The 19,194-nt window shown below is 33.2% G+C and carries 23 protein-coding genes; 13 read left to right on the top strand and 10 right to left on the bottom strand.

The annotated features are described in order from the left end of the window. The first annotated feature begins 50 nt into the window (after nucleotides 1-50). The 3 genes from mltG to PQO00_RS15625 all read left to right on the top strand — a co-directional run bounded on the left by mltG (nucleotide 51) and on the right by PQO00_RS15625 (nucleotide 2,766). Nucleotides 51-1,094, top strand: a complete 1,044-nt coding sequence (gene mltG / locus PQO00_RS15635; RefSeq protein ID WP_274185793.1) for an endolytic transglycosylase MltG — start codon at nucleotides 51-53, stop codon at nucleotides 1,092-1,094. Nucleotides 1,095-1,099: 5 nt separating this feature from the next. Next, the gene (locus PQO00_RS15630) at nucleotides 1,100-2,005 is read left to right on the top strand and encodes a DUF2279 domain-containing protein (protein ID WP_274185809.1); all 906 of its coding nucleotides are present in this window, start codon (nucleotides 1,100-1,102) and stop codon (nucleotides 2,003-2,005) included. 110 nt (nucleotides 2,006-2,115) lie between these two features. Further along, on the top strand, nucleotides 2,116-2,766 hold the full coding sequence (locus PQO00_RS15625; RefSeq protein ID WP_274185792.1) for a peptidoglycan-binding protein LysM: 651 nt from the start codon (nucleotides 2,116-2,118) through the stop codon (nucleotides 2,764-2,766). A gap of 3 nt (nucleotides 2,767-2,769) precedes the next feature. Here PQO00_RS15625 and PQO00_RS15620 read toward each other — a convergent pair whose 3' ends face one another. From PQO00_RS15620 to dnaA, 3 genes are read right to left on the bottom strand one after another with little or no spacing between them, the layout of a single operon-like run. Next, the gene (locus PQO00_RS15620) at nucleotides 2,770-3,486 is read right to left on the bottom strand and encodes an SAM-dependent methyltransferase (RefSeq protein WP_274185791.1); all 717 of its coding nucleotides are present in this window, start codon (nucleotides 3,484-3,486) and stop codon (nucleotides 2,770-2,772) included. An 11-nt stretch (nucleotides 3,487-3,497) separates the two neighbouring features. Continuing rightward, nucleotides 3,498-3,947, bottom strand: coding sequence for a low molecular weight protein-tyrosine-phosphatase (locus PQO00_RS15615; RefSeq protein ID WP_274185790.1), 450 nt, complete (start codon nucleotides 3,945-3,947; stop codon nucleotides 3,498-3,500). Between the two features lie 12 nt (nucleotides 3,948-3,959). Then, nucleotides 3,960-5,387: a chromosomal replication initiator protein DnaA gene (gene dnaA, locus PQO00_RS15610; protein WP_274185789.1), complete on the bottom strand. Its 1,428-nt coding sequence runs from the start codon at nucleotides 5,385-5,387 to the stop codon at nucleotides 3,960-3,962. Nucleotides 5,388-5,574: 187 nt separating this feature from the next. Here dnaA and PQO00_RS15605 point away from each other — a divergent pair, with 187 nt between their 5' ends. Then, entirely contained in the window at nucleotides 5,575-5,973 is a 399-nt protein-coding gene (locus PQO00_RS15605; protein ID WP_274185788.1) for a thioesterase family protein, read from the top strand. A 236-nt stretch (nucleotides 5,974-6,209) separates the two neighbouring features. On the opposite strand, the gene PQO00_RS15600 is transcribed toward PQO00_RS15605, so the two are convergent. The 4 genes from PQO00_RS15600 to PQO00_RS15585 are packed head-to-tail and all read right to left on the bottom strand — an operon-like array spanning nucleotide 6,210 to nucleotide 8,892. Beyond that, a complete protein-coding gene (locus tag PQO00_RS15600) occupies nucleotides 6,210-6,818 on the bottom strand; it encodes a YigZ family protein (protein ID WP_274185808.1) in 609 nt (202 codons plus the stop codon). A gap of 5 nt (nucleotides 6,819-6,823) precedes the next feature. Next, entirely contained in the window at nucleotides 6,824-7,435 is a 612-nt protein-coding gene (locus tag PQO00_RS15595) for an HAD family phosphatase (protein ID WP_274185787.1), read from the bottom strand. Continuing rightward, nucleotides 7,428-8,432, bottom strand: coding sequence for a bifunctional diaminohydroxyphosphoribosylaminopyrimidine deaminase/5-amino-6-(5-phosphoribosylamino)uracil reductase RibD (ribD, locus tag PQO00_RS15590; RefSeq protein ID WP_274185786.1), 1,005 nt, complete (start codon nucleotides 8,430-8,432; stop codon nucleotides 7,428-7,430). The genes PQO00_RS15595 and ribD overlap by 8 nt, the downstream gene beginning before the upstream one ends. A 4-nt stretch (nucleotides 8,433-8,436) precedes the next feature. Beyond that, nucleotides 8,437-8,892, bottom strand: a complete 456-nt coding sequence (locus PQO00_RS15585) for a hypothetical protein (protein ID WP_274185785.1) — start codon at nucleotides 8,890-8,892, stop codon at nucleotides 8,437-8,439. Between the two features lie 55 nt (nucleotides 8,893-8,947). Here PQO00_RS15585 and PQO00_RS15580 point away from each other — a divergent pair, with 55 nt between their 5' ends. From PQO00_RS15580 to PQO00_RS15565, 4 genes are all read left to right on the top strand, one after another. Further along, complete coding sequence (locus PQO00_RS15580) at nucleotides 8,948-9,439, top strand: GNAT family N-acetyltransferase (RefSeq protein ID WP_274185784.1); 492 nt, start codon at nucleotides 8,948-8,950, stop codon at nucleotides 9,437-9,439. Next, a complete protein-coding gene (gene prmC, locus PQO00_RS15575; RefSeq protein WP_274185783.1) occupies nucleotides 9,418-10,311 on the top strand; it encodes a peptide chain release factor N(5)-glutamine methyltransferase in 894 nt (297 codons plus the stop codon). Before PQO00_RS15580 ends, prmC begins: the two co-directional genes overlap by 22 nt. Continuing rightward, nucleotides 10,304-12,331, top strand: a complete 2,028-nt coding sequence (gene ligA / locus PQO00_RS15570) for an NAD-dependent DNA ligase LigA (protein ID WP_274185782.1) — start codon at nucleotides 10,304-10,306, stop codon at nucleotides 12,329-12,331. Before prmC ends, ligA begins: the two co-directional genes overlap by 8 nt. A gap of 80 nt (nucleotides 12,332-12,411) precedes the next feature. Then, complete coding sequence (locus tag PQO00_RS15565; protein WP_274185781.1) at nucleotides 12,412-13,149, top strand: hypothetical protein; 738 nt, start codon at nucleotides 12,412-12,414, stop codon at nucleotides 13,147-13,149. A gap of 4 nt (nucleotides 13,150-13,153) precedes the next feature. Here PQO00_RS15565 and PQO00_RS15560 read toward each other — a convergent pair whose 3' ends face one another. Continuing rightward, complete coding sequence (locus PQO00_RS15560; RefSeq protein WP_274185780.1) at nucleotides 13,154-13,537, bottom strand: DoxX family protein; 384 nt, start codon at nucleotides 13,535-13,537, stop codon at nucleotides 13,154-13,156. Nucleotides 13,538-13,716: 179 nt separating this feature from the next. On the opposite strand from PQO00_RS15560, the gene PQO00_RS15555 reads away from it, so the two are divergent. Further along, nucleotides 13,717-14,466: a hypothetical protein gene (locus PQO00_RS15555; protein ID WP_274185779.1), complete on the top strand. Its 750-nt coding sequence runs from the start codon at nucleotides 13,717-13,719 to the stop codon at nucleotides 14,464-14,466. On the opposite strand, the gene PQO00_RS15550 is transcribed toward PQO00_RS15555, so the two are convergent. Then, nucleotides 14,463-15,377 carry a bifunctional UDP-sugar hydrolase/5'-nucleotidase gene (locus PQO00_RS15550; RefSeq protein WP_274185778.1) on the bottom strand — a complete coding sequence of 305 codons (915 nt, stop codon included), beginning with the start codon at nucleotides 15,375-15,377 and terminating at the stop codon, nucleotides 14,463-14,465. The two genes, PQO00_RS15555 and PQO00_RS15550, sit on opposite strands and share 4 nt — an antisense overlap. Nucleotides 15,378-15,663: 286 nt before the next feature. After that, nucleotides 15,664-16,356 (bottom strand): 5'-nucleotidase C-terminal domain-containing protein, encoded by a 693-nt coding sequence (locus PQO00_RS15545; protein WP_274185777.1) that lies wholly within the window; start codon nucleotides 16,354-16,356, stop codon nucleotides 15,664-15,666. A 123-nt stretch (nucleotides 16,357-16,479) separates the two neighbouring features. Between PQO00_RS15545 and PQO00_RS15540 the strand changes: the two genes are divergently transcribed. From PQO00_RS15540 to PQO00_RS15525, 4 genes are all read left to right on the top strand, one after another. Beyond that, complete coding sequence (locus PQO00_RS15540; RefSeq protein WP_274185776.1) at nucleotides 16,480-16,998, top strand: hypothetical protein; 519 nt, start codon at nucleotides 16,480-16,482, stop codon at nucleotides 16,996-16,998. Nucleotide 16,999: 1 nt separating this feature from the next. Beyond that, nucleotides 17,000-17,878, top strand: a complete 879-nt coding sequence (gene dapA / locus PQO00_RS15535) for a 4-hydroxy-tetrahydrodipicolinate synthase (RefSeq protein WP_274185775.1) — start codon at nucleotides 17,000-17,002, stop codon at nucleotides 17,876-17,878. 140 nt (nucleotides 17,879-18,018) lie between these two features. Beyond that, the gene (locus PQO00_RS15530; protein WP_274185774.1) at nucleotides 18,019-18,849 is read left to right on the top strand and encodes an outer membrane protein assembly factor BamD; all 831 of its coding nucleotides are present in this window, start codon (nucleotides 18,019-18,021) and stop codon (nucleotides 18,847-18,849) included. Nucleotides 18,850-18,861: 12 nt separating this feature from the next. Further along, on the top strand, nucleotides 18,862-19,191 hold the full coding sequence (locus PQO00_RS15525; protein WP_274185773.1) for a DNA-directed RNA polymerase subunit omega: 330 nt from the start codon (nucleotides 18,862-18,864) through the stop codon (nucleotides 19,189-19,191). The last annotated feature ends 3 nt before the right edge of the window (nucleotides 19,192-19,194 follow it).

Raw genomic sequence — 19,194 nt, 5'->3', positions numbered from 1 at the left:
AGAGGTGAATAGGAAACCCCGACCGAAGGGTCGGAGAATTTTTAGATTAAATGTATATAAAAAAGATACTTCTTGCTATTGTAATTATTGGATTGGTGGTTGCGGCATTTTTTGCAAATTTTGTGTATAAAGCGATGCTTAGGCCCAATACGGCGTTTAATAATGATACAGCTTATGTTTTTATCCCTACTAAAGCAGTTTATGAAGATGTTAGAAATCAGTTAATACCCTTATTGGACGATATTGACTCTTTTGACGATTTAGCTGAGCAAAAGAAATATACAACAAATATCAAGGCCGGGAGGTATGCTATTAAAAAAGGCATGACCAATAATGATATTATTAATTCCATTCGTAGTAAGAACTTACCAATTAACGTTTCTTTTAACAACCAGGAAACTTTAGAAAAGTTAGCGGGACGTATAGCCATGCAAATAGAAGCAGATAGCGTTTCTTTACTGAAGGCTATGAAAGAGCAATCGTTTTTAGACGAAAATGATTTTAAAGAAGCCACAGTTTTGGGAATGTATTTGCCTAACAGTTATGAGTTTTTCTGGAATACTTCTGCAGAATCGTTTAGAGGCCGTATGTTTAAAGAGTATAATCGTTTTTGGAATGATTCGAGAAAAAATAAAGCAAAAGCAATAGGTTTGTCCCAAGATGAAGTTATAGCCTTAGCCTCTATAGTTTATGAAGAGTCTAAACAAGCTAGTGAGCAGCCTAGAATTGCCGGGGTTTATATAAATAGATTAAAAATAGGCATGCCATTACAGGCCGACCCGACGCTTAAATTTGCAGCTTATAAATTGCCTAAATATAAAAACACGATTATTAAACGTATTTTAAATGTTCATAAGGAAATTGAATCACCTTATAATACATATAAAAATGCAGGATTGCCACCCGGTTTAATTGCTATGCCCGATATTTCGGCCATTGATGCTGTTTTAAATCATGAGACACATAAATACTTGTATTTTGTTGCAGATGCCAAGCGTTTAGGTTATCACAAGTTTGCTAAAACTTTGTCACAACATAATATAAATGCCAGAGAGTATCACCGTTATTTGTCATCCCAAGGTATTAATAAATAGTGAAGATTTTTGCTGTAAAACATATTCTTTTATTTACGCTATTATCTTCGCTTTCTCACTCACAGTCTAGATTACATGCCTTTTTAACACCAAGTGACACCCTTAATATCCCTAGAAAGCAAGCTGTTGTAATGGCAGAGGTTTCTGTTGCTGCTTTAAGCTTGTTGGGCTTAAATCAACTTTGGTATGCAGATTTTGACCGTTCAAAGTTTCATACCGTTAACGATAATAGCGAATGGCTCCAAATGGATAAAGTTGGTCATGTATTCACATCTTACCAGATGGGGAAGCATGGTGCGCAACTATTAAATTGGAGTGGGGTAAGTAAAAAGGATCAATTAATATATGGGGCAACTCTGGGTTTTGGTTTTTTAACAGCTGTAGAAGTTTTAGATGGCTATTCCAAAGAATGGGGCTTTTCGTGGGGAGATATTGCTGCCAATGGAGCAGGGACGGGGTTATATATTGGACAAGAATTATTATGGAATGAACAGAGAATGACCTTAAAGTACTCTTTTCATCAAACAAAGTATGCCAATCTAAACCCAAGTAAGTTAGGAGAAAATTTTTTGGAACACATATTAAAAGACTATAATGGCCAGACCTATTGGTTAAGTATCAATCTGCATGCTTTTTTTAAAGAAAGTAACATACCAAAATGGTTAAACCTGGCAGTGGGTTATGGAGCGGATGGTATGCTCTATGGATCTAAAGATATTGACAATCAAGTGTTAACAACTAATCGCAGGCTACGGCAATACTATTTAAGTTTTGATGTAAATTTGAATGCGATTAGGACAAATTCAAAATTTTTAAGGTCGGTTTTGGACGTTTTTAATATGGTTAAGATACCATTCCCTACATTAGAAATCAATAAAAATAAGTGTGCATTTCATCTATTCTACAACTAAAAAATGCACATAATCGATTAATTTTGAAATAATTAAAAAAAAGCCTAATTTTGCACGCTGAAATTTCAAGGGGTATTTTACATTAAAATACACTGAAAAAATTTAAAATTATGGTAAAGAATATTGCAAGTTTTATTACCCTAGCACTTACAATATGTTTTATATTAAGTGTATCGTTTTCATCTAAAGAAACGGTTGATTTAAGTAAGTATTCTACAAAAGGATTGGACTTAAATTATACAGTACGTGATAATACAAGTAAAGACTTTAATCTATTAGCGTCTAACGAGTCGTTCTCTCCTTATTTAGGTAAGTCATTTGTTGGATTTAAGGAAGCTCTAGCTTTTAAAGAGTCTGGAGGTAATTATTTTTCTGTTAATACATTTGGCTATTTAGGTAAGTATCAATTTGGTGCCTCTACGCTAAGAATGATCGGTATTAAGAATTCTGCTCAATTTTTAAAGAGCCCTAAGCTTCAGGAGCGTGCTTTCATTGCAAATGCAGAGCGTAATAAATGGATTTTAAGACGTGATATTAAGAATTTTGTTGGAAAACGAATCAATGGAGTTATAGTCACAGAGTCGGGTATTTTAGCTGCGGCACATTTAGCAGGTCCTGGAAACGTTAAAAAATATTTAAGAAGTTACGGGCTGGATAATTTTGCGGATGGTTATGGTACTACCGTACAAGAGTACATGAAGCGTTTTTCTGGATATGATACTTCTTTTGTAAAACCAAATAAGAAAGCAAAAGCTATTTAGACATCAGCTTTTATGAATAATAAATATGGTAGGTCTCTTATGTAGGTCTACCATATTTTTTTTCCATTCGTTTGCAGTTTGTGTTTTTATGAATTCCGTGCTTAAGGTAATGTCACAGGCGACCGATATGTCAGTGTTTTTTTCTAGTGTATGGCACAAATCTTCCAACATTTTGTTGTTTCTATATGGGGTCTCTATAAATAATTGCGATTGATTGTATTCAAAGGAAAGCCTTTCTAATCGCTTGATCTCGCTTCTTCGTTCCCCTTTATCTATAGGTAAATAACCGTTAAAAGCAAAACTTTGCCCGTTCATACCAGAACTCATTATTGCCATTAGTATGGACGAAGGACCAACTAAAGGCACTACTTTAATGTTCTTTTGGTGTGCTAATTTTACAATATCGGCACCAGGATCTGCAACACCTGGACATCCAGCTTCAGATAAAAGTCCGATATTAGTTCCGTTTAAGCACGGGGATAAAAAACCGGGCAGTTCACTTACATCAGTAAATTTGTTTAAATGAAACATATTTAAAGATGGTTGTGGTTTATTGGGCGTTATTTTTTTTATAAAACGTCTAGCTGTTTTTTCGTTTTCAACTATAAACGTATCGGTTTGTTCGATTATCCGTTTTACGGATATGGGTAAAACCTCTAACGGTTCATTGTCGCCTAATGTAGTTGGGATTAGGTATAATTTCCCTTTAACTGTATTCATAAGCGGATAATTTAGCTTAAGGATTTTGCAATGACGTCACAAGCCTCATCTAACATTTTGTAAACATTTTCAAAACCATCATCCCCACCATAGTATGGATCGGGCACATCATAGTTTTGATTTGGATAAATTTCGTTTAAAATAAATTTTACTTTTGAGATGTCCTGATCGTTTCTAGCTAGGGAAACAACATCTTTAAAATTTGAACCATCCATGACATAAATTAAATCGAATGCATCAAAATCTGAAGTTTTAAATTGTCGACCTTTTAAATGAGAAATATCCAATCCATATTTTCTGGCAACTGTGATAGAACGCTTATCAGGGGAATTTCCCGTATGGTAATTGGCAGTACCAGCAGAATCTACGTAAAAATCGTTTGAAAGTTTAGATTTTAAAATACCTTCGGCTAGGGGAGAACGACAAATGTTCCCCAAACATACCATCAGAATTTTAGTCATTTTAATTGAATTTTAAACGGAAAGCTTTTTAGTAATGTCCTCAACATATTTTCTAAATTGTTTATCTGTTGAAGATAGGTTGTCAACTGTTTTACAAGCATGTAAAACAGTTGCATGGTCACGCTTTCCTATTTGAGAACCAATACTTGCTAAGGATGCTTTAGTGAACTTTTTTGCAAAAAACATAGCTAATTGACGGGCTTGAACAATGTGGCGCTTTCTTGTTTTGGATTGTAAAGTATCAACATCCATTTGAAAATAATCGGAGACTACTTTTTGTATATAATCTATTGAAACCTCGCGTTTTGTGTTCTTAACAAATTTTTCAACGATCACTCTGGCCAAGTCTATAGTAATTTCTTTTTTGTTGAATGAAGATTGTGCAATTAATGAAATGATGGCGCCTTCTAATTCCCTAACATTGGTTTTAATATTTTTAGCGACGTATTCAATAATATCTTCAGGCATTTCTACACCATCGCGATATAATTTGTTTTTAAGTATAGAGACTCTAGTTTCGAAGTCTGGTGTTTGTAATTCGGCAGAAAGTCCCCATTTGAAACGAGATAATAAGCGTTGTTCGATATCCTGCATATCAACTGGTGCTTTGTCGCTGGTTAAAATAACCTGCTTGCCATTTTGATGTAAATGATTAAAGATATGGAAGAAAACATCCTGTGTTCCTGTTTTTCCGGAAAGGAATTGAACATCATCAATTATTAATACATCAATAATTTGATAAAAATGAATAAAATCATTTCTGTTGTTTTTCTTAACGGCGTCTATGTATTGTTGTGTAAACTTCTCTGCGGAAATATATAAAACGGTTTTTTCTGGATGTTTATCTTTTATATCAACACCAATGGCATGAGCCAAATGTGTTTTGCCCAGACCGACTCCTCCAAAAATTAAAAGGGGATTAAAAGAGGTGCCACCAGGTTTGGCAGACACAGCTAATCCCGCACTTCGAGCCAATCGATTAGAGTCGCCTTCTAAAAAGTTTTCAAAGCTGTAATTAGGATTTAGTTGAGATTCAATCTTAACATTTCTAATACCGGGAATGACAAAGGGGTTCCTTAATTCTGGATTTTTATTATTTAGAGGGATATCTACGTCTTGTGATTTTACTGAGCTTCTATTTGAGCTTGGAATTTTTTCGGTGAAAGGTTGTTTGTTGCCGTAAGTGTTTTCCATTTTTATAATGTAAACAAGTTTAGCTTTTTCACCTAATTCCTTGGTAAGCGATACTTTTAGGATTTTCACATAATGCTCTTCAAGCCATTCGTAAAAGAATTTGCTGGGCACTTGAACGCTTAGTGCGTTATCTGTAAGTTTAACTGCTATAATAGGTTCAAACCATGTTTTATATGCTTGCGGTTGAATATTATCTTTTATAAATTCTAGACAATTATCCCATACCGATTGCGCAGTTATACTCATTAGATTCGTGTGGTAATTTTAGTTAGTATTAATAATGAGAGGCTGAATCCTCTACTGTCCCTGTTTATCTACGGCAAAGATGTGAACAAAATTCTTAAAAAAAAAATCATTTACTATTGAATTTCTAGAATTTTTTCACCATGTTTAAGCTCTTGTCGAAACTACGAAAAAATATTTAATAATCCTTATGAAAATCGACGAAATACAAATAAGAGTAAGATATGGTGAAACTGACCAGATGGGAGTCGTTTATCATGGGAATTACGCATTATACCTTGAAATGGGGAGGATAGAGTGGTTGCGTAAACTAGGAATTTCTTACAAGAAAATGGAAGAAAATGGTGTCATGCTGCCAGTAATTTCTTTAAATATAAACTATAAAAAATCAGCTAGTTATGATGATGTAATTAATGTAAAAACTCAACTAAAAAACAAGCCTACAGCTAAGATTGAATTTGAGTATGAAATTACCAATGATAAAGGTGAAATTTTAACAACGGCTGATACTACTTTGGTGTTTATTGATATAAAAACAAATAGGCCAGTAAGGGCTCCGCAATATTTTTTAGACCTTATAACTGATTAAATTTATTATTGTGTGGGAAAAGTTGCGAGGTAAAGCATTTAAAATAGATAAAAGAATGTTGCCTAGGCCGTGGCTCGCTGATTCCTCACTATGTGCTGAGCTAACCTGTGCGGAACAAGTTTATGTGTTTTAGTTTATTCAAGAGGGGTTGGGCTTTTTATAATTGGCTGTAAAATGTCCTTTTTTGCTTGCCGTCTGGGAGGAAATTACTGTTTTTCGCTTTCACTAAAAAAAGCTTAAATCACTTCAATGTCAATTTCAAAGAGATGATTAAAGGTTTCAAAAATAGATGCTGCCTCTTTTTTTCTTACAGAAATAGTGATTTTACAATCCATTTCCAATACCTGATTGGTGATTTTTAAGTTTTTTTCCTTAATAATACGCATCACTTTGTTCATGTTCTTGTAGTCAAAAGAAATCAGGTAATCTGTGTTTATAGTCTTTACTAAGACATTCGAATGTTCCAATGCTATTTGCGCTGTCGTTTTATAAGCATTAATGAGGCCGCCAACACCTAATTTAACGCCTCCAAAGTATCGAACCACAACAATTAAAATATTGGTCACTCCAAAAGATTGTATTTGCCCATAAATAGGCATACCCGCAGAATTACTAGGTTCTCCATCGTCATTTGCTCGATAGGAAATGGTTTCTGTTCCTAATTGATAGGCATAGCACCAATGTCTTGCGGTATGGTGTTCTTTTTTTAATTTTTCTAAATAAAGTTTTACATCATCTTCATTCAATACAGGGAATGCATACCCGAAAAATTTACTGTTTTTATCTTTAAATAAAACTTCTTTAGATGCGGTTTCGATCGTTTTGTATGTATCTTTTTCAGCCAAAAGGATTAGAGTAAATGACGTTTGGTTTTTAACAGATTGATTACATCTTCTGTTTTGGGGATGATGTTCCATGTTTTAAATCCTAAAGATTTTGCGGTATTGATGTTGTCCGCATTGTCATCGATAAAAAGGCATTCGTTAGCATTTAGTTTATTCTCGCTTAGTACAAATTCAAAAATGTCTTGGTTTGGTTTTCTTAAATGAATTTCGTGCGATAAATAGAAAGCATCAAAGCAGCTTTTAAATTCTTCATAAATAGGAATGTGTTTTTTAATCCAATTGATATGAAGGCTATTCGTGTTGCTTAATAGTATAAGTTTGTAATTTGAATTTGATTTAAGTCGTTTTAAAAAATCTAGGCGATGTACCGGGAAGTCCTTTAACATAAAGTTCCAAACATCTATTAATTCATCATTTGAAAGTTTCGGGAAGTTTTTAGTGTAGAACCCAAGAAACGTATCGGTTGAAATGAGCCCCTGTTCATAAAAACCGTTAAAGGCAATCATTTCCTTGGAAAATGACTCGATTTTAAAAGTTTTGAGTGTGTGCTTTATGGCGCCTTCTATATCTAAATTGATAAATACATTCCCGAAATCGAAAATAATAGTTTTAACCATTTTTGTAAATTTTAAGAGTATCGGACATGATCTTTTCTTCAGAGATTAATTTACCAGAAAATTTGGGAGCATAAACCCCTTCCTTAAATTCAATAGGTCCTTTAAAAACCCTGGCTTCATCCCATAAGTTTTCATCAATGAAGGTTTGCAGCATTTTTCTGCCACCCTCTACAATGACAGATGTTATATCGTTTTCATGTAAAACAGCGCAGATTTGTTGAGGGATATTCTTATTAAAATCGATAAGATTTTCACTCATTACAATGGTTTTAGCTTCATTATTAAAAATGGAAAGTTTTTTAGGGAGTTTTAGGCTTTTATCTATAACAACCCGAGTAGGGTGCTTGCCTTTCCATTCTCTAACGGTTAAGCTGGGGTTGTCCTGCAAAACGGTATTCGTGCCAACTAAAATGGCCTGTTCCTCAGATCGCCATTTATGGACTAATTGTCTAGAATACTTATTGGTAATCCAAACCGGTTTTTGCTCTTTTCTGTTTTTTGGTGCTATAAAGCCGTCATTGGTTTCTGCCCATTTTAAGATAATATATGGGCGTTTTTTGTTGTGAAACGTAAAAAAGCGTTTATGGTGTTCTTTACACGCTGCTTCTAAAACCCCCACCGTTACATTGCAATTGGCATCTATAAGTTTTTTAATGCCTTTGCCTGCAACCTTTACATTATCATCTATACAGCCAATAACTATGTTTGGAATTTTATGATGAATAATAAGATCGCTACAGGGGGGGGTTTTTCCAAAATGCGAACAAGGCTCTAAAGTTACATAGATAGTGGCTTCTTTTAATAAAGATTTGTTTGCGACAGAATTTATAGCATTGACCTCTGCATGATTGCCCCCATAAGGACTTGTGTAGCCTTCTCCTATAATTTTATTGTTATAAACAACAACAGAGCCGACCATCGGATTTGGGCTGGTGGAACCCAAACCATTTTTAGCGATTTCTATACAGCGTTTTATGTATGTTTTGTGGTTGGCCAATGGCTTATATTTTAAGTGTCACATCCTCCGTCTTGTCAATACTATAAGTATACGAAAAACCTAAAACTTTATATATAATATCCCCTTTGTATTGTACTTTGATTTTTTTGCTAAATAAGCTGCCGAGCAATCCGCCAAGGTTTTTATTGCTGAAAATACTATCGGTTGGAATGTTTGTTTTTAGTGGGATTGAAAATTCTTTTTTTGCAGGCACTTTAAAACTTTTGGTAGATAAGGATGCCATTTCATTGTTATTGATATACACCTTTATTTCATCGGTTTTTAATTCGCCACCTATGTCATTTGGGTTTGTGAAAAAGGCATCGGCAGTAAAAGTTATATGCTTTGGGGCCGATTTTTGGACTTTAATATTTTCAACGTATAAGAATTCTGGTTTTTCGTTCACAGAGCAACTCATGGAAACAAATAACATTGTTGATAAAATAATGATATTCCTCATGCTGTTTTTTTTAGATTTAAGTATCTTCACTTGTCTAAAACACATCTTTTTTAAAGTGAGTAAAGATACTATAGTTATCCGAGAAATTCAGCCTGAAGATAATGAACAAATTGAGCAAGTTATTAGAAATTGTTTCCATGAGTTTAAAATACCTTTAGAAGGTACGGCATATTCTGATAAAGAAACCCCGATAATGTTTGAGTCTTACCAAAACAGCAATGACATTTACTATGTGATTGACAATAATGGGGAGGTTTTAGGGGGCGGAGGGCTTAAGCCTTTAAAGGGTTTTGGTGCTGAGGTTTGTGAAATGCAGAAGATGTATTTTTCGCCAAAAGTAAGAGGGAAAGGGTATGGTAAATTGATGCTTGAGACCTGTTTGCGGGCAGCTAAAAAGTTGGGATATAAACAATGTTATTTAGAATCTGCACCTCAACTTAAAGCAGCTGTTCATATTTATGAAAGCTATGGTTTTAAACATTTAAAAGGAGCATTAGGAAGTACAGGGCACTATGCTTGCGGTGTATGGATGATAAAGGAGGTATGAGGTTAAAAGATATTCAAGATATATTTCATAAAGAATTAGGAGCTATTTATGGAAAAGAAGAGATAGATAGCTTCTTTTTTATATTAATTGAGACTTATTACGCAGTAACTAGAATGCAATTGGCTTTACGCCCGGATTATAAGGTTGCGAATTACGATGCTATTTTAGGGGCCTTAAGTTTATTGAAAAAAGAACAGCCTATACAGTATATATTAGGAAACATGGAGTTTTATGGATTGCCTTTTAAGGTAAATAATCATGTGTTGATTCCTAGGCCAGAAACAGAAGAATTGGTAGAGTGGGTATTAAAACAGGCTATGGGCAAGCAGCAAGCTGTTAATAACTATAACATATTAGATATTGGCACAGGTAGCGGGTGCATTGCCGTTTCTTTGGCCAAGAGCTTGCCAAAGGCAAAAATTTACGCTTTGGATATTAGTAAGGAAGCACTTAAAATAGCTGAGCAAAATGCTAAATTAAATGATGTGGCTATTGAATTTATTGAAGCAGATATTCTGGATACAGAGACCTTGAGTCCTGATTTTAAAAATTTGAAATTTGATATTATCGTATCCAATCCACCATATGTCCGTGAGCGAGAAAAAGCATTTATGAGACCAAATGTTATAGATAATGAACCGCATTTGGCCCTATTCGTAAAAGATGAAAAGCCGTTGCTGTTTTATGAGGTTATTACGCAGTTTTCTCTGGGTAATTTAAAAGACAAAGGCTTATTATTTTTTGAAATAAACGAGTATTTAGGAAATGATATGATTCAATTACTAAAAAGGCACAACTTCAATAATATAAAACTAAAACAAGATATCTTTAAAAAAGATAGAATGATAAAAGGAGAGAAAACGAATGAGTAGTATTCAAAATAAAATTAACGAACTAAGAACGGAACTCAGAGAGCATAACTACAATTATTATGTACTTGATAGCCCTGTAATATCAGATTATGATTTCGATATAAAGCTCCGGGAGCTTCAAGAACTTGAAGCTAAACATCCTGAGTTTTTTGATGCTAATTCTCCTACGCAACGAGTTGGTGGAGAGGTTACTAAGAATTTTGAAACGATTGTACACGAGCATCGCATGTATTCTTTAGATAATTCTTATTCTAAAGAAGACTTGCAGGATTGGGAAACCCGTATTAAAAAAATGGTGGATGGAGAGATCCAATATACTTGTGAATTAAAATATGATGGCGCATCTATTAGCTTAACTTATGAAAATGGTAGTCTAACCAAGGCAGTTACAAGAGGGGACGGATTTCAGGGAGATAATGTGACAGCAAATATAAAAACTATTAAATCGGTACCGTTACAGTTGAAAGGTGACGATTACCCAGCAAAGTTTGATATAAGAGGTGAAATTGTATTGCCTTTTGATGGTTTTAAAAAAATGAATGAAGAACGTATTGAAATTGGAGAAGAACCTTATAGAAATCCAAGAAACACGGCTTCAGGAAGTTTAAAGCTTCAAGATAGTGCAGAGGTGGCTAAGCGCCCTTTAGAATGCATGCTTTATAATATAATGGGCTCTAATTTAGGTGTTCAAACGCAATTTGAAAGTTTAGAAAAAGCAAGAGCCTGGGGCTTTAAAGTACCAGATGCAGCAAAACTTGTTAATTCTATTGATGAGGTTCTGGAGTTTGTTGATTATTGGAACGTAAATCGTCACAATTTACCTTACGAGACCGATGGTGTTGTTGTGAAAGTAAACAGTTTACATCAGCAAGAAGAATTAGGCTATACTGCAAAAGCACCAAGGTGGGCCATGGCCTATAAGTTCAAAGCGGAGCAAGTATCGACAAAACTGAACAGCATTACCTATCAAGTTGGCCGTACGGGAGCCATTACGCCTGTAGCTAATTTAGAACCTGTAGAATTAGCGGGAACTACTGTAAAACGTGCCTCTTTGCATAATGCAGATCAAATAGAAAAATTGGACATACGTGTTGGAGATGAGGTATATGTTGAAAAAGGAGGGGAAATTATTCCAAAAATCCTGGGGGTAGATTTAAGTAAACGAAACATAGCATCAGAACCAACACAATATATTGCTCATTGCCCAGAGTGTAAAACAGCACTTATAAGACAAGAAGGAGAAGCGCAGCATTATTGTCCTAATTATAATGGCTGCAATCCGCAGATAATAGGGAGAATTCAGCATTTTATATCGAGAAAGGCTATGGATATTGAAGGTTTGGGAGGGGAGACCGTAGCGCTTTTAGTGAACAAAGGCTTGATTTCTAATTATTCGGATTTATATGAATTAACTAAAGAAGAAATTGTTCCTTTAGAACGCATGGCGGAAAAAAGTGCTGATAATTTGATTCAAGGTATCGAGTTGTCTAAAAATATTCCTTTTGAGCGTGTTCTATTTGCTTTAGGAATTAGATATGTAGGGGAAACAGTTGCTAAGAAGTTGGCAAAGCATTATAAAAGTATTGATGCCATAGCAAGTGCTACGCAAGAGGATTTGGTAAATGTTGATGAGATAGGGGTTAAGATCGCGGAAAGTGTAAGTCTGTTTTTTAGTTCAGAAATAAATTTGCATATAATCAATAGGTTACGGAACTTTGGAGTCCAATTAGAATTGTCTCTCGAACAGCTCGTTGGTCAAACCAATATATTACTCGGGGATGTCATAGTAGTTTCTGGTGTTTTTGAAAGTGTGTCCCGAAATGAACTTAAAAAACTCATTGAAGATAACGGAGGTAAGTTAAGTAGTTCCATTTCTTCTAAGACCAGTTATATTGTTGCAGGTAGTAATATGGGCCCTAGTAAAAAAGATAAGGCAAATCAATTGGGGATTCCTTTAATAAACGAAGGAGAATTCTTTCAAAAAATACATTTCATTTCAAAAATAGCCGACGAAAAGTAATTTTAATCGATAAAAAGTAATTTTTTACTGGTTAATTGTAAAATTTGTCTATATTTGTGCAGTAACCAAAAAGTGCTATTATGTACAAGTCGAAAGTCTTGGGAGGTTTTGTTTTGCTAGTATATGTATTATTTGCCATTTATGAATTTAATGGAAATGAGACTGTTGCGCTTACCTTGGATTGTTTGATTGCTCCATTAATAGCATTAATTTATGTGGTTTTTGTTAAAAGAAGAAATACATTCTTTTTATTGTTTATTATATGCTATTCAATCTCTGACTTAATGGGTATCATAATTCCTTATATGCCAAGTATTGAAGGTGTCAATTTAAGTCAAATAGATTATTTTGGTGGTAATATACTGTTTATTCTAGCATATGTCTTTTTGGTTATAAAAATTAGTAAATCACTCAATCTATTGTATGTGTTTAGGAATTTTAAAATCCACTTGATTGTTTTGACAATTTTGAATGTATACTTAGTATATGTTTTACAGGTAATAATGAATCCTAATCTAAGTATGCTAAATGAGTATTATCTAGAAATGGTATATAATATTGTTATGTTTCTATTGTTGTCTGTGGCTTTATTGAATTATTTTTACAGGGATAATAAGAAGTCATTGTATTTATTTATAGGGGCATTGTGTATTGTGTTCTCTGAGGTCATTCAAGTGGCATATTTCTATATAGCGGAAAGAAGTTTGCTTAATTTTATTTCTACAACACTTACGTTACTTGCTTTTTACTTTTTCTATCAACAATCAAGATTGCTAAATGGGTTGAATGAAGAGGAAAAGTATGTAATAATGGAATAAAGGCTTAAGAAGTCTTTTTAATAAAAGGGATGTCGTTTTTATAAATATAAAGAATTACTGCAGAAAAAATAAATGTGATAATGGCGGTAATGAATAAAATACCTCCATCGTTATTTACTTCAATTCCAAGTTGTGTTAAGTGCATGAAAATAGCTCCGCTAATAACACCTAGTGTAAGTGTGGCCCCCATCCATATTGTTTTAGGGATAAGTAATAGTATTCCGGCAATAAGTTCTAAAATACCAATACCAATTCTTCCGTATGGTTCTAAGCCAATATGACTAAAAATAAAGACACTGTCTGGATGTGCTGTAAATTTGAAACGTAATGTTTGTATTAAAATAATAGCAACAATTAGTCTTAAGGCTAGAGGAAAATATCTTTTCATTTTGTGTTAAGGTTTAGAATTTAAAATTTAGACGTAATTCTTGTTGTTACTTATCAGTTGCGCATTTGGTTTTATAGATAAACGGTGTTTTTTTAATTATAAATCGACAAAAAGCATGTTTTTATCGTTGAAATAAAATTATATTTTTATATTTGGAATAACCTACTAACCTTAAAATCATGAAAAATTGGACTGACCTCACTTTTAACAAAGTGTTTTTTGGTGCTTTATTAGGATTAATGGCAATAAGCTTTTTTGCTACTTTTATCCAAGATTCATTAATGCTAAAGTCTACAATGGCTTTATTTGTTCCCGTCTTTTTAATATTTTATCTAGTTAAATACAAGTCTTTGAAAGGTGTATTCATTTCTTTCTTGTTATTTTCGTTTCTTGGAGATATTTCCTTAACTTTTTTTTCAAATGAAACTTTTGTTAAAGTATCCAGTATTCTTTACTTTTTAAGTTATTTGTACTTAATTACTATGGTAGTGCCTAAGTTTAATTTATTGAAAGTAGACAAATTAATAGGTACCTATTTACTCGGTGTATTTTTTATAAATATATTCTTTTTATATACTTTGTATAGTATATTAAAAGTCGTTATTCCAGATAGTACCGAGGTGCTAATATTTGGTTTAAAAAGTTTATCTTTAATTGTATTGGCTTTTATATCTTTTGGTGTGTATCTAAATACACAAACAAAACAATCTATATTGTTTTTAGTTGCCGTAATCTTTATAGTTTTTTCTACAATCTTAAACTATGTGAATCTTTATTATTTGTATCACTGGAGTTTTGAAATGCTATACAGGGTTCTTTATGGTGTTGGACTCTATTTTATATTCAAGTATATTATAGCAGATAATAAATACAAAAAAACTGTTTATAAATTAAGGCAAAAAATATCTTCAGAGAATATTTGGGCTTAAACAACTATGGAAGTTCCGTTTGCTGAAATGTTTTTACCTGAATCGAAGTAAAAATCGATTTTTCCGAGATTAATACCGTAACAGCCAACCTGGTTTACAAGCATATTTTTTCCTTCAATATTTTTAACAATTGTAGGTTTTGACAAAAAAGTATGGGTGTGTCCACCAATAATTAAATCAATGTCTTTAGTGGCACCGGCTAATTTTAAATCACTTACTTTATTCGGATTTTTTCTGTAATTATATCCTAAATGTGATAAGCAGATTATTAAGTCACAATGTATTTCCGTTTTTAAGATTCTAGACATATCTTGAGCAATCTCAATCGGATCTAAGTATTTGGTTTCTTTGTACATGGTGGGGTCGACCAAACCATTTAGTTCAATTCCAAGCCCAAAAACACCTATTATGAGGCCATCCTTTTTAAATATTTTGTAAGGCTTGGTATGGGTATCCATTATGGTATTGGAGAAGTCGTAATTAGCAGAAACAAATTGGAATTTTGCATGTTCCAGTTGTGCATACAGACCATCAATGCCGTTATCGAAATCATGGTTGCCTATAGTTGCAGCATCGTATTTTAGTTTGCTCATTAATTTAAATTCCAATTCACCTCCATAATAATTAAAATAAGGAGTGCCTTGAAAAATATCTCCAGCATCCAGAAGAAGCGTATTCGGGTTTTTATTCCTAATGGATTCAATTAAGGAAGCTCTTCTGGCAACGCCCCCTTTATTCGCATTTCTGCCATCTTCAGGTCCAAAAGCATCAATATGACTATGTACATCGTTGGTATGTAGAATGGTTATTTTTTTAGTTGTGGTAGTCGTAAAAGATGATAAGCCTAAACTGCCAAGTGTTGCTAATGCAGTGCCTGCTGATACTTGTTGTATAAAATTTCTACGTTTCATATACTCTTTTTATTGTTTTAGAGGTCATATGGAACGCCTTGATAATCATCCTCGTGTGTGTGAAAGCAATTCTCATGGGCGTTTCATCTGCTTTTTATTTTATTAGTGAAACTCCATTTTGAAAGTTGCGAAACAATACCTTCATAATGGACGGTTTAAGCATGCCTTTGTCGTGGCAGGCTAATCTCGTTTTTTTAGAGGGGCCTTGGGTATAACACTCCGGATTTAGCTTCGGAATTTTTAAAATTATTTTTTCCATAGAATGCCTCGCGAGCTTGCTCCGAGGTTAGTTTATTTGAACAAATCTGTCGTCGGTTACAGGGTTGATGGTATCAACCTTTTTAAAATGATCAATTAGAGCACTTCTAATTTTGTAATTTAAAACATAAAGACTGTCATTTGTTTTAAAAAAAGACATGTTGTCACCGCCATTATATAAATAGTCATTAGTAGTAACATAATACGTTTTGTTGGCTTCAATGTCTTTACCTTTTATTTTAGCTTCAACGATTTTATCATTTTCATTTATTGTTAATTTGAGCTTGGATATGGGGTGGGCTCTCTTTTCCTTAATTAAATAATGTACCAAATTGTCTACCTGTTTTCCCTTTAAAGCGACTACTACAATACTGTTTTCAAAAGGCATTAACTGATAAGCGGTTCGTTTTGTTACATTTCCTTTTGGTAAAACAGATCTAATACCACCATGGTTAAGTAGAACCATATCAATGTTTTTACCGGTTCTATTTTTAAAGATAGGATTGGCTTCACTGTAGATGGCATCGGCCATAAAATTTCCAATAGCCGTATTAAGTTTTCCGTCAGATTTAGAAAAGGTATTAACAGAATAAGCTAAAACACTATCTAAGTCTTTTTTAATATTATCCCTGTAAGGCTTTATATAGGACTCGATGTCGGGGTCAGCGGACAGCGTATCGGTAATAGGGATTTGCTTCCCTTCAATTTTTGTTAACTCCAATTTGGGGTGCTTGCAACCTAAAAGATTAAAAAAATATAACAAAAAAATTAAATGTGTTAACCTCATGTATAATCAAATATTTTGAATGTACTTTTGCTACCTTTGCGCAAAGTATAAAGATAAATGATTTTAAAAGGTTTTAAAGAAAAATCTAACAAAAAGCACTTGAATAAATTGTTATCGGAAAGACAAGTAAATGTTACTGATAAGAAGATTGAGAGCTTGGGGATTATCTTAAATATTGACGAAATTGATGATTTTAAACTATTTAGTGTATTTGCCGATTTTTTAAAAATTCGTAATAACAAATTAAAGATCATTGCTTTTTCTGAAAATAATAAAGATACTTTAACAACATGGGATGTTTGTTTTAACCCCAAGGATTTTGGTTGGAAAGGTGTCATTAAGAACGTAGAGCTGCAGACATTTTTAGATACTAAATATGATGCGTTAATAAGTTACTATACAAAAGATGTTTTAGAGTTAAAGCTTATGACTGCAAAATCCAAGGCACAATTTAAAATTGGTATCGCACAAATTGATGAACGTTTAAATGATTTGATTATTAAGACAAAATTGAAAGAATTTGACGTATTTAAAGAAGAGACTATTAAATACCTAACTATATTAAACAAAATTTAGAATGAATAGTAAGTTTTTGGGAACAGGAGTTGCTTTGGTTACGCCTTTTAACTCAGATCTGAGCATAGACCATAATGCTTTAGCAAATATTGTTAACTTCAATATTGATAATGGTACCGATTATCTTGTAATCTGTGGTACAACAGGAGAGAGTGTCACGCTTACCAAGCAAGAAAAAAAGGAAGTAACAAAAACCATTTCTAATGCTAATAATGGTCGTTTGCCTTTGGTTTTAGGAATAGGCGGAAACAATACAGCGGCAATTATTGAAGAAATAAAAACAACGGATCTAAGCGAAATAGATGCTATTCTGTCCGTGTCCCCTTATTATAGCAAACCAACTCAAGAAGGTATTTACCATCATTTCAAAGCGATTTCCGAGGCATCACCGGTAGATATCATTTTGTACAATGTTCCAGGGAGAACTTCCAAGAATATTGAAACGGAAACGACCATAAGATTAGCAAACGATTTTGAAAATATTATTGCTATTAAAGAAGCAGGGAACAATGTATCTCAATATTTAGAATTAATAAAAAACAAACCAGAGGATTTTTTAATTATTTCGGGTGATGATGATTTGGCTTTGGGAATTGTTTTGGCAGGTGGAGCAGGAGTGATTTCTGTTATAGGGCAGGCATTTCCTAAAGAATTTTCAGGGATGATACGTTTGGGATTAAAAGATGAAGGAAAAGAAGCCTATAAATGCCATTATAAATTAATGGATATTATTGGTTATATTTTCGAAGAGAATAATCCAGCAGGCATTAAAGCCGTTTTTGAAGCATTAAATTTATGCCAGGACCATGTAAGGTTGCCACTGGTTCCAGCATCTAATGGGTTAAAAGAAAAGATAAAAGCTTTTGTAAATAAGTTTTAATATTAAATGCGTACAGGTATTATACTGTTAAATAATACTTAAACCTTATGATTGCTGACTTTAAGCAATTATTTTAGCTTTGAAATAATATTTTTAAAATCCATATTAATAACTTAATTTTGCATTCTGTTTAAAAATTTATGAAAAAGCTTTTTTACATATCAATAATAGTTGCTGTTTTTGGCAGTTGTAGTGAATATCAAAAGACGTTAAAATCTGAAAGTATTGCTGATAAATTTAAAGTAGGGGAAGCACTTTATAATGAAGGTAAATTTTCAAAGGCCAATAGGCTTTTTGCGCAAATAGTCCCAAATTATAGAGGAAAGCCACAAGCTGAAAAACTAATGTTCCTGTATTCTGATTCATTTTACAAAATGAAAGATTACTACGTTGCTGGTTATCAATTTGAGCGTTTTGCATCTAGTTATCCAAAAAGTGAGAAGCTGGAAGAAGCCTCTTTTTTAAGTGCAAGAAGTTATTATATGTTGTCTCCTGTTTATAGTAAAGACCAAACAGAAACAAAGGAAGCTATAGAGAAACTCCAAGAGTTTATAAACTTATTCCCAGAGTCTGAATACCTTCCTGAAGCAAACAAATTGGTTAAAGAATTAGATTTTAAATTGGAAAAAAAGGCCTATAGTATTGCAAAGCAATATAATCGCATATCTGATTATCCGGCATCTATAAAGTCTTTCGATAATTTTATTTTTGATTTTCCTGGATCTACGCTCCGTGAGGAGGCTTTGTTTTATAGATTGGATTCTGCTTTTAAACTGGCTATTAATAGTAGGGAATATAAAAAGACCATTGAGGGAATAATAGTCCCTTTAAAAAAGGATCGCCTTAATACAGCAAAAGAATATTGTAATTCATTTAAAAAGCTATATGCGGACTCTGAGCACATAGAAGAGGCGGATGTTATGGCAGCAGCTTTGGATGAAGAATTAAAAAATTATAGCACTAAAAGTTAAATAACAATGACAATGGATTTAAAAAAGACCAATGCTCCAGTTAATACAGTAACGTACGACAGAAATCAAATTGACGAGCCAACAGAGAATATCTACGAGTCAATTTCTATAATAGCCAGACGTGCAGAACAAATTAACACAGAGATTAAAAAAGAACTTATTGATAAGTTGGAAGAGTTTGCAACTTATAATGATAGTCTTGAAGAAATCTTTGAAAATAAAGAGCAAATTGAGGTTTCTAAGTTTTACGAAAAACTACCAAAACCTCATGCGTTAGCTGTTCAAGAATGGTTAACAGATAAAATTTATTTTAGAAATACTGACGAGGATTCTCAGGAATAATTT

The organism is Flavivirga sp. 57AJ16 (assembly GCF_028736925.1).
Lineage (GTDB): Bacteria > Bacteroidota > Bacteroidia > Flavobacteriales > Flavobacteriaceae > Flavivirga.
Note: the sequence above shows the minus strand (reverse complement) of the source record. Positions and strands in the feature narration are given on the sequence as shown.

Coding starts and splice junctions, on each gene's coding strand:
- PQO00_RS15615 (WP_274185790.1), bottom strand. CDS start 3,947: ATGACTAAAATTCTGATGGTATGTTTGGGGAACATTTGTCGTTCTCCC.
- PQO00_RS15540 (WP_274185776.1), top strand. CDS start 16,480: ATGATTTTAAAAGGTTTTAAAGAAAAATCTAACAAAAAGCACTTGAAT.
- PQO00_RS15595 (WP_274185787.1), bottom strand. CDS start 7,435: ATGGTTAAAACTATTATTTTCGATTTCGGGAATGTATTTATCAATTTA.
- prmC (WP_274185783.1), top strand. CDS start 9,418: ATGGATGATAAAGGAGGTATGAGGTTAAAAGATATTCAAGATATATTT.
- PQO00_RS15565 (WP_274185781.1), top strand. CDS start 12,412: ATGTACAAGTCGAAAGTCTTGGGAGGTTTTGTTTTGCTAGTATATGTA.
- PQO00_RS15555 (WP_274185779.1), top strand. CDS start 13,717: ATGAAAAATTGGACTGACCTCACTTTTAACAAAGTGTTTTTTGGTGCT.
- dapA (WP_274185775.1), top strand. CDS start 17,000: ATGAATAGTAAGTTTTTGGGAACAGGAGTTGCTTTGGTTACGCCTTTT.
- PQO00_RS15560 (WP_274185780.1), bottom strand. CDS start 13,537: ATGAAAAGATATTTTCCTCTAGCCTTAAGACTAATTGTTGCTATTATT.
- mltG (WP_274185793.1), top strand. CDS start 51: ATGTATATAAAAAAGATACTTCTTGCTATTGTAATTATTGGATTGGTG.
- PQO00_RS15605 (WP_274185788.1), top strand. CDS start 5,575: ATGAAAATCGACGAAATACAAATAAGAGTAAGATATGGTGAAACTGAC.
- PQO00_RS15550 (WP_274185778.1), bottom strand. CDS start 15,377: ATGAAACGTAGAAATTTTATACAACAAGTATCAGCAGGCACTGCATTA.
- dnaA (WP_274185789.1), bottom strand. CDS start 5,387: ATGAGTATAACTGCGCAATCGGTATGGGATAATTGTCTAGAATTTATA.
- PQO00_RS15625 (WP_274185792.1), top strand. CDS start 2,116: ATGGTAAAGAATATTGCAAGTTTTATTACCCTAGCACTTACAATATGT.
- PQO00_RS15620 (WP_274185791.1), bottom strand. CDS start 3,486: ATGAATACAGTTAAAGGGAAATTATACCTAATCCCAACTACATTAGGC.
- PQO00_RS15530 (WP_274185774.1), top strand. CDS start 18,019: ATGAAAAAGCTTTTTTACATATCAATAATAGTTGCTGTTTTTGGCAGT.
- ligA (WP_274185782.1), top strand. CDS start 10,304: ATGAGTAGTATTCAAAATAAAATTAACGAACTAAGAACGGAACTCAGA.
- PQO00_RS15525 (WP_274185773.1), top strand. CDS start 18,862: ATGGATTTAAAAAAGACCAATGCTCCAGTTAATACAGTAACGTACGAC.
- PQO00_RS15585 (WP_274185785.1), bottom strand. CDS start 8,892: ATGAGGAATATCATTATTTTATCAACAATGTTATTTGTTTCCATGAGT.